The 8,194-nt window shown below is 40.7% G+C and carries 12 protein-coding genes and 1 tRNA gene; 9 read left to right on the top strand and 4 right to left on the bottom strand.

Annotated features, from left to right (window positions below; translation table 11 throughout):
• Positions 1 to 327, top strand: a 327-nt coding sequence (locus K8F54_RS08135) for an ATP-binding cassette domain-containing protein (RefSeq protein ID WP_290789314.1), incomplete at its 5' end; no start/stop codon positions are given.
• On the opposite strand, the gene K8F54_RS08130 is transcribed toward K8F54_RS08135, so the two are convergent.
• The 3 genes from K8F54_RS08130 to folP are packed head-to-tail and all read right to left on the bottom strand — an operon-like array spanning position 291 to position 2,785.
• On the bottom strand, positions 291 to 1,118 hold the full coding sequence (locus K8F54_RS08130; protein ID WP_290789312.1) for a DUF3667 domain-containing protein: 828 nt from the start codon (positions 1,116 to 1,118) through the stop codon (positions 291 to 293). The genes K8F54_RS08135 and K8F54_RS08130 overlap by 37 nt on opposite strands.
• 3 nt (positions 1,119 to 1,121) lie before the next feature.
• Positions 1,122 to 1,907, bottom strand: coding sequence for a diadenylate cyclase (locus tag K8F54_RS08125; protein ID WP_290789310.1), 786 nt, complete (start codon positions 1,905 to 1,907; stop codon positions 1,122 to 1,124).
• A gap of 44 nt (positions 1,908 to 1,951) precedes the next feature.
• The gene (gene folP, locus K8F54_RS08120) at positions 1,952 to 2,785 is read right to left on the bottom strand and encodes a dihydropteroate synthase (protein WP_290789308.1); all 834 of its coding nucleotides are present in this window, start codon (positions 2,783 to 2,785) and stop codon (positions 1,952 to 1,954) included.
• Between the two features lie 52 nt (positions 2,786 to 2,837).
• On the opposite strand from folP, the gene K8F54_RS08115 reads away from it, so the two are divergent.
• The 8 genes from K8F54_RS08115 (at position 2,838) to K8F54_RS08080 (ending at position 7,991) form a co-directional block, all read left to right on the top strand.
• Positions 2,838 to 3,374 carry a DUF1599 domain-containing protein gene (locus K8F54_RS08115; protein ID WP_290789306.1) on the top strand — a complete coding sequence of 179 codons (537 nt, stop codon included), beginning with the start codon at positions 2,838 to 2,840 and terminating at the stop codon, positions 3,372 to 3,374.
• 1 nt (position 3,375) lies between these two features.
• Complete coding sequence (locus tag K8F54_RS08110) at positions 3,376 to 4,473, top strand: BT_3928 family protein (protein WP_290789304.1); 1,098 nt, start codon at positions 3,376 to 3,378, stop codon at positions 4,471 to 4,473.
• A gap of 1 nt (position 4,474) precedes the next feature.
• Positions 4,475 to 5,548, top strand: a complete 1,074-nt coding sequence (locus K8F54_RS08105; protein ID WP_290789302.1) for an ABC transporter permease — start codon at positions 4,475 to 4,477, stop codon at positions 5,546 to 5,548.
• A 62-nt stretch (positions 5,549 to 5,610) separates the two neighbouring features.
• The gene (gene tpiA / locus K8F54_RS08100; protein WP_290789300.1) at positions 5,611 to 6,360 is read left to right on the top strand and encodes a triose-phosphate isomerase; all 750 of its coding nucleotides are present in this window, start codon (positions 5,611 to 5,613) and stop codon (positions 6,358 to 6,360) included.
• A complete protein-coding gene (gene prmA / locus K8F54_RS08095; RefSeq protein ID WP_290789298.1) occupies positions 6,360 to 7,193 on the top strand; it encodes a 50S ribosomal protein L11 methyltransferase in 834 nt (277 codons plus the stop codon). The genes tpiA and prmA overlap by 1 nt, the downstream gene beginning before the upstream one ends.
• Before the next feature lie 16 nt (positions 7,194 to 7,209).
• Positions 7,210 to 7,485, top strand: coding sequence for an ATP-dependent Clp protease adaptor ClpS (locus K8F54_RS08090; RefSeq protein WP_290789296.1), 276 nt, complete (start codon positions 7,210 to 7,212; stop codon positions 7,483 to 7,485).
• Positions 7,486 to 7,682: 197 nt separating this feature from the next.
• A complete protein-coding gene (locus tag K8F54_RS08085) occupies positions 7,683 to 7,940 on the top strand; it encodes a GIY-YIG nuclease family protein (RefSeq protein WP_290789294.1) in 258 nt (85 codons plus the stop codon).
• A tRNA-Arg gene (locus K8F54_RS08080) sits at positions 7,918 to 7,991 on the top strand. The genes K8F54_RS08085 and K8F54_RS08080 overlap by 23 nt, the downstream gene beginning before the upstream one ends.
• Here K8F54_RS08080 and K8F54_RS08075 read toward each other — a convergent pair.
• Positions 7,957 to 8,194: hypothetical protein (locus K8F54_RS08075; RefSeq protein WP_290789292.1), on the bottom strand; the 238-nt coding region annotated here is incomplete at its 5' end. The two genes, K8F54_RS08080 and K8F54_RS08075, sit on opposite strands and share 35 nt — an antisense overlap.

Genomic DNA, 8,194 nt, shown 5'->3' with positions numbered 1-8,194 from the left:
ATGTTATCTTCGGGACAGCGGCAGTTGATTGCCTTTTTAAGGGCCTATGTAAACAAACCAAGCATTTTGGTTTTGGATGAAGCTACTTCTTCGGTGGACTCCTATTCCGAAGAAATGATTCAGACGGCTACCGAAAAGATCACACAAGGAAGAACTTCTATTGTCATAGCCCACCGATTGGCGACCATAAAAAAAGCCGATAGGATTTTGGTTATGGAAGCAGGAAAGATTGTAGAAACAGGAACGCATAAGCAGCTTCTAAAAAAACAAGACGGCTACTACCGAAAACTCTACGAAGTCCAGTTTATGAGTGAAGAAATTGTATAAGATACTTCTTTGGCAGCTTTTTGGGCTTCAATGATTTTCTCAAAGTCCCCGGAATAATACATAAAGACTCCCATGATCATGGCAAAAAGAAAGAAGCAAACTCCCAGGATTACAAGAAACATCAAGGTTTTTAAGATAATTCCTTCTGCAGAAAGCGTATACAAGGCCTTCAAACAATACGCAGAATAGATAATTTGAAGGGGTAGAAGGAATAGGGCCATGGATCCAATAGACACTCCAAATAGGGCAAAAATTACCGTGATCACTGCGCTTATAATAGAAATTTGAGAAAGGATATACGCAAAGATCACCAGCAGTTCGGTATAATTAAACTTTTTGTTTTTCAGAAAGACCAATCTGGCCAATAAGGCATAGAGGGGCACGTATAGCATCATAACCAAGGATTGGTATTCATTGATGAATTCTAAGTTCTTCTTCGAAAAGTCTTCGGTACCCTTGGCAGTAACAGTGGAAAGATCTAAAACCTCCGGGAAGAATTTATTCAGAATAAAAATTTGCAATCCGGAAAGCGTAATGGCTATGGCAAAATAACTAATTACGTTTACGTATTTTTTTCGGGTTCCCTGAATATAACTACCAATTACATCGTTCGGTTGGGTAAAAAGAGCGATAAAAGTTTGTAAAAATTTATTGTCGTAATTGAGGAATTGGGCGCCGAAATCGTTTAATAGGTTTCTGAAATTAATGCGTTTGCGAATCACTTTTCCACCGCAGTTTGGACAATAGTTATTTTGTTCCAGCAGGGCGACCTTACAATTCTTACATACCATTGGTTAATACTTTAGATCTTTTTCGATCTGCTTGGTCAGTTCCTCGAGCGAATCATACAATACGAAGTCACCATTTTTTAAATACGAAATTTGTCCGTTCTCCTCCGAAACGACCAAACAAATAGCATCGGTCTTTTCGGTAATTCCAACGGCCGCTCTATGTCGAAGGCCAAATCGCAACGGAATGCTTCGATCATTGGAAACTGGTAAAATGACACGGGTTGCCGTTATGATATTGTCCTCGATGATCATAGCACCATCGTGTAACGGACTATTTTTAAAGAAGATACTTTCAACAATAGGTTGGTTGACTTCTACATGCATTTCATCCCCGGTACTTTTTACAAAATCGAGGCTGTTATTTCGCTGTAAAACGATGATTGCACCTGTGTTTGAGGCCCCCATCTTTTTACAGGCTTCGATAATTGCTTTGACATTAGTAATAGTGCCACCATCGCTGGAGAGCAATTTAAATTGACGTAAAAATTTTCTTCTGGCCCCAAAATTGGTGGAACCTAACATGAGGAGGAACTTTCTAATTTCTTGTTGAAATACCACAATGAGGGCAAACATTCCAACACCTAAGAATCCTCCAAGGATCTTGCTGAAAAGTTCCATTTCCAACAGCTCTGTTAGCTTCCAGATGGCGTATAGAATAACGATCCCTACAAAAATGTTGATGGCCACGGTCCCTTTAACGAGCTTGTAAACGTAGTAAAGCAGAAATGCAACCAGCACCACATCGATTATATCGATGATTCTAATTTCGGCAAAATCTAGTAGTTCCAAAGGCTATGTGGTTTTTGTAAAAGTAGGGTAAATATTTAAAAAAATTAAGAACTGCCTTTTAGGTTTTCCAAGAGGGTGATGCACTCAACGGCTTCTCTTACGTCGTGTACTCTTAGAATAGCCGCTCCTTTCAACAAGGCAACCGAATGGAGTACTGTAGTGCCGTTTAGGGCATTTTCCACACTGGTTTCCAATGTTTTGTAGATCATCGATTTTCGTGAAATTCCAACCAAATAAGGAACTTCCAGCATTTTAAATAGCTCTAAGTTGTTGAGCAATTCGAAGTTTTGGGATCGGGTTTTGGCGAAGCCAAAACCCGGATCAACAATAACATCATTGAGGCCTAATTTTCTGACCTCTGCTACTTTTTCAGAAAAATAAAACAGCAGTTCCTTACTACTATCTTTATAATCTGTGAGTTGCGTCATGTTCTGTGGTGTGCCTCGCATATGCATCACAATATAGGGAACGTTCAATTCTGAAACAGTAGCTAACATTTTGGCATCCAGTGTTCCGCCCGAAATATCATTCACCATAACTGCTCCTGCCTCCACCGCTTTTTTCGCAACCGTGCTTCGGAAGCTGTCAACAGAGATCAAAGCATTGGGGAAATATTGTAGAATTGCTTCAATGGCTGGCAGTACACGTTGTAATTCTTCGTCTTCAGAAATAGCAACAGCACCGGGACGGGAACTGTATCCTCCCACATCCAAAAAGGTGGCGCCTTCAGCAAGCATGGTCTCTGCCTGCATAAGAATCGCTTTTTCCGATCTGGTTTTTCCGCCGTCATAAAACGAATCGGGAGTCACATTTATAATACCCATTGCCCTTGGAATGGATAGGTCTATAAGTGTGCCTTGACAATTGATCGTTTGCAATTTTTTAAATTGATTTATTTACCCGAAATTTACGCAAAATACTAGAACTAACATGCCGGATACTTCCAAACAATACGATGCAGTCATTGAAAAGTGTAGATCGTTGTTTATCAATAAAATGAAGGACTACGGAAGTGCCTGGCGAATTCTCCGACTTCCTTCCTTGACCGATCAAATTTTTATTAAGGCACAGCGAATACGAGGCCTTCAGAAGAATACAGAGCAAAAGGTGGACGAGGGCGAGGTAAGTGAGTTTATGGGTATTATTAATTATTCGGTGATGGCATTGATTCAGTTGGAAAAAGGTGTCGTGGAGCAACCTGACCTCTCTTTGGAGGATGCTACCCAATTATACGACGAACAAATCGCCATTACCAAACAGCTTATGCTCGATAAAAATCACGACTATGGTGAAGCATGGCGCGATATGCGAGTGAGTTCGTTGACCGACCTCATTCTTCAGAAATTACTTCGCGTAAAGCAAATAGAAGACAATCAAGGAAAAACATTGGTGAGCGAAGGAATCGATGCGAATTATCAAGACATGATCAATTACGCCGTTTTCGCCTTAATACATTTAAAAGACTAATATGAAAGTACTCGTTGGCATCTCCAGAATATTTGTTGGAATCTTATTTCTTATCAGTGGTTTGATCAAACTGAATGACCCGGTCGGGTTTTCGTTCAAACTGAAAGATTATTTTGCACCCGATGTGCTAAACTTAGAGTTTTTGGTGCCCTACGCCCTGGTCATTGCCATCTTTGTTGTGATCTACGAGGTGTTGTTAGGGGTCATGATTATTATTGGTTACGCCAAAAAATTCACCTTATGGAGTTTGCTTCTCATGATCGTATTCTTTACGTTCCTCACGTTTTATTCGGCCTATTTCAACAAGGTGACCGACTGTGGATGCTTCGGAGATGCACTGAAATTAACACCTTGGGAGTCGTTTACGAAGGATATCGTCCTGTTGGTGTTTATTCTTATTCTATACTTCGGAAGAAAACATATTCAACCATTCTTTACGAGTGGAACCCGAAGTATCCTAGTATTTGCGTCGTTCGTGGGCTGTTTGGGAATTACCTACTACGTACTTCAGCATTTGCCCATTATCGATTTCAGACCCTATAAAATTGGGAAGAATATTACCGAAGGCATGACGGTACCTGAAGGTGCACCCATTCCCATTTTCGAATACAACTGGAAGTTTAACGTCAATGGAACCGAAAAAATAATCACCACCAACGGCGATTATCCGCAGCAGGAGGGAGAATTTATAAGCGTTGAAACAAGAGAGATACAGGCGGGATATGAGCCACCTGTTCATGATTTTAGCATTGAACGCGACGGGGAAGATTTCACTACCGATATGCTTAACGAGCCTAAATTGATCGTTATCATGGTGTATAATTTGACGAATTCGGAAAAGGAAGGATTTGCGGCCGTTCGTGATGTAACCAATGAAGCCTTAAAAAAAGGCTATAAGGTCATTGGTATGTCTGCATCTTCACAAGAAGTGATGGATGCATTTGCCCAGAAGAACCAACTTAACTTCAATTTCTATTTCTGTGATGAAACCACCTTGAAAACCATCGTGCGAAGCAATCCCGGGATTTTGGAATTGAATAGGGGAACCATACGTCAAAAATTACATTTTAATGATGCCCACAAGCTAAAACTGAACTAAAGTGGCTGGATATGTGCTTCAAAAATTAGGCTATGCATTGCTTACTTTATTTGGAGTAGTGACGGTGATTTTCTTATTGTTCACCATTCTTCCGGGGGATCCTGCCCGTATGATGTTGGGGCAAAATGAAAGCGCCGAACAGATTGCTGTTGTCAAGAAAAAATACGGTTTTGACCAGCCTATCGGATTGCAATACCTGCAGTATGTCAATGACTTGTCTCCAGTGTCATTTCACAGTACACAGACTGGAGATTATACTTATTTAGCTGAAGACAAATACAAAGCAGCGCTGCTCTTTACGATTTATGAAACCCAGGTTGTATTGAAATGGCCCTATTTGCGAGAATCCTTTCAGAAAAACGGTAAAAAGGTCAGTGCTGTAATCTCCGAAACATTACCGAATACGGTGGTATTGGCGGTTTCGGCAATTACTATAGCCATGATACTGGGAGTGCTTTTAGGTATTATTTCGGTGTTGTTTAAAGATGGTTGGATCGATAAATTGATTCAATTGATTAGTACCTTGGGTATGAGCGTCCCTTCCTTTTTCAGTGCGATAATTTTTGCATGGATCTTCGGGTTTTTATTGCATGAATACACCAATTTGAATATGACAGGAAGTTTGTATGCGGTAGACGATTTTGGTGAAGGCACCTATATTCAGTGGAAGAATTTAATATTACCGGCCATCGTTCTGGGTATTCGACCCTTGGCGGTGGTAAGTCAGTTAATGCGCAATTCGCTGTTGGAAGTTTTAAATCAGGATTATATACGAACCGCCAAAGCCAAGGGGCTGTCCTTTTTTACCATTATTAGACGCCACGCTTTAAAAAATTCGTTGAATCCGGTAGTAACGGCCATTTCGGGATGGTTTGCTTCCATGTTGGCAGGGGCCGTCTTTGTAGAATATATCTTTGGATGGAACGGTTTGGGAAAAGAAATTGTCGATGCGTTAAATACATTGGATCTGCCTATCATTATGGGTGCGGTTATCGTGATTGCGACCTTATTTATTTTAATCAATATTTTCGTGGATATAATCTACGGCTGGCTGGATCCAAAAATAAGTAGATAGTAGGTAGTAATGGTATTCAATAAAATTGACCTTACAACCCAAAATAGTAAATAGTTGAAAATATGAGAAAGAAAATAGTAGCCGGAAACTGGAAAATGAACAACGATCTCTCGGAAACGGAACATCTTTTGGAGGATCTTAAAGGACAAGTGATACCGAATGAGGTAAATGTCATGGTGGCACCCACCTTTACGAATTTACAATTTGCTTTTACGAGCCTCAAGAATTATCCCATTGAGGTCGCTGCACAAAATATGCACCAAGACCAAAGCGGTGCGTTTACCGGAGAAGTTTCGGCTCAAATGCTGAAAAGTGTAGGTGTTCATACGGTTATTTTAGGACATAGCGAACGGCGTGCCTATTTCCATGAAAACAATGCGGTTTTGGCTGAAAAAGTAAGTGCTGCTTTACAAAATGAGATGAACGCCATTTATTGTTTTGGGGAAGAACTGGCTGATCGGAAAGGCGAAAATCATTTTAAGGTAGTTGAAAGCCAATTAAGAGAGGGTTTATTTCATATAGCTAATTCAGATTGGAAGCAGATTATTTTGGCCTACGAACCGGTTTGGGCCATAGGGACAGGCGAGACGGCTTCGCCGGAACAGGCCCAGGAAATGCATCAGTTTATTCGCAAAACCATTTCAGAGCATTATTCCGAAGCCGTAGCAGACAATGTCTCAATTTTATACGGCGGAAGTGTAAAACCCGATAATGCCAAGGAGATCTTTGGACAGCCCGATGTGGATGGCGGGTTAATAGGAGGGGCTGCGCTAGATGCAAAGAGTTTTATGGCCATTGTTAATGCGTTTTAATGTCACAGATCTATCTCGAATATCAATTCAACGTTCAGCCGCTTCAGCCGGGGACCGAAATATTAATTGCGCAATTGGGTTATGCCGGTTTTGAGAGTTTTGTTGAAACGGAAACCGGAGTGACGGCTTATATTCAAAAAAACGAATGGAAAGCAACCATCTTAGATGAGATACAGATACTCAGTTCCGATGAATTTTCGATAAGCACTTCTTTTTCGGAAATAGCGCAAATAAACTGGAATGAAGAGTGGGAAAAGAATTTCGAAGCTATTGAAGTGGATGGGAAATGTGTAGTACGAGCTCCGTTTCACCCTAGTGCGAACGTTCCTTACGAGATTGTGATTGAGCCCAAAATGTCCTTCGGAACGGGGCATCACGAGACCACGTTTATGATGCTTCAGTATATTTTAGAAAATGAATTTGATGGGAAGCACGTATTGGATATGGGATGTGGGACGGCGGTGCTGGCGATTTTAGCTGAAATGCGTGGCGCAACCACAGTCGATGCCATCGACATTGATCCTTGGTGTTTTGAAAATTCAGAAGAAAATGTAGCTCGAAATAATTGCAGTCATATAAAGGTACAATTAGGCGATGCTAATATTATCCCTGAGCAAAAATACGACGTAGTTATTGCAAACATCAACCGAAATATTTTACTGAATGATATGGCGACCTATCGAAAAAGTTTTGCTTCGAACGGGATCCTGTACCTTAGTGGGTTTTATGAAGAGGATCTTCCAATTATTACCCAATGTTGCAATAAGTTGGGTTTTCAATTCGTTGACAATAAAAAGAAAAATAACTGGATTGCTGCAAAATTTGTAATTTAGTGTTTTAGCTGCTGTTATGAGTACGAAAGAGAAAATACAAGAAGATCAGGCCCATGCCGTAAAGGAGGATAAGGAAAATGAGATTATTCTGTATAACGACGATGTCAATACCTTCGATCATGTAATCAACACTCTTATCTACGCCTGTGAACATACTCCCGAACAGGCCGAGCAATGTTCTTTGATCGTACATTACAAAGGAAAATGTACGGTTAAAACTGGATCTTATGACGAATTAGAACCACGATGTAGTCTGCTTTTAGAGGCCGGATTAAGCGCCGAAGTGGTTTAGTATTTTTTTGAATTCCTTCATGGTAATTGTATAATAATGATTTATATTTGCACCCTCTTACAAGGGCTTAGACCAAGTAAGGGATAGGTTAGGCCTCGTGGCCTGCCCGAATGACTGGTCAGGCGGGCGCAACTGAATACCCGCCCGAGCCGAACTGACGTTAGGCACGTTCGGGCGGGGCGCATAAAATGTGAGGTATGTTTTATGTTTACGTTCTTTACAGTTTAAGTTGTAGTAGGTTTTATGTTGGAATGACAGACCGGCCTACGGATAGGTTACTTGAACATAATGCAGGAAAGACACCATCTACAAAGGCATATATACCTTGGAAAATGGTTCACCAAGAAGTTTTTTCCACTCGAATAGAGGCTAGAACAAGAGAAAAATATCTTAAAACGGCAGCTGGTAGAAAATGGAGAAAACAAAATATTAGGCCTCGTGGCGCAACTGAATAGCGCACTTGATTACGGCTCAAGAGGTTACAGGTTTGAATCCTGTCGAGGTCACGAATAAATCAAAAAGCAAGCTAAAAAACATAGCTTGCTTTTGTTTTTTAGCGGCTTTTTGATTTTCAAAGCGGAGCTTTTGAGGATCACTGAAAGTAATCCTTGCTTTTTCAAAGCGGAGCTTTTGAGGATCACTGAAAGTAATCCTTGCTTTTTCAAAGCGGAGCTTTTGAGGATCACTGAAAGTAATCCTTGCTTTTTCA

The sequence above is a fragment of the Altibacter sp. genome, assembly GCF_019913785.1.
Taxonomy (GTDB): domain Bacteria; phylum Bacteroidota; class Bacteroidia; order Flavobacteriales; family Flavobacteriaceae; genus Altibacter.
This window is presented reverse-complemented; position numbering and strand designations above follow the sequence as displayed.

Bases quoted from the DNA above. Each gene is read 5' to 3' on its own strand.
- K8F54_RS08115 (WP_290789306.1), top strand. From the start codon at position 2,838: ATGCCGGATACTTCCAAACAATACGATGCAGTCATTGAAAAGTGTAGA.
- K8F54_RS08130 (WP_290789312.1), bottom strand. From the start codon at position 1,118: ATGGTATGTAAGAATTGTAAGGTCGCCCTGCTGGAACAAAATAACTAT.
- K8F54_RS08085 (WP_290789294.1), top strand. From the start codon at position 7,683: ATGTTTTATGTTTACGTTCTTTACAGTTTAAGTTGTAGTAGGTTTTAT.
- tpiA (WP_290789300.1), top strand. From the start codon at position 5,611: ATGAGAAAGAAAATAGTAGCCGGAAACTGGAAAATGAACAACGATCTC.
- K8F54_RS08090 (WP_290789296.1), top strand. From the start codon at position 7,210: ATGAGTACGAAAGAGAAAATACAAGAAGATCAGGCCCATGCCGTAAAG.
- K8F54_RS08110 (WP_290789304.1), top strand. From the start codon at position 3,376: ATGAAAGTACTCGTTGGCATCTCCAGAATATTTGTTGGAATCTTATTT.
- prmA (WP_290789298.1), top strand. From the start codon at position 6,360: ATGTCACAGATCTATCTCGAATATCAATTCAACGTTCAGCCGCTTCAG.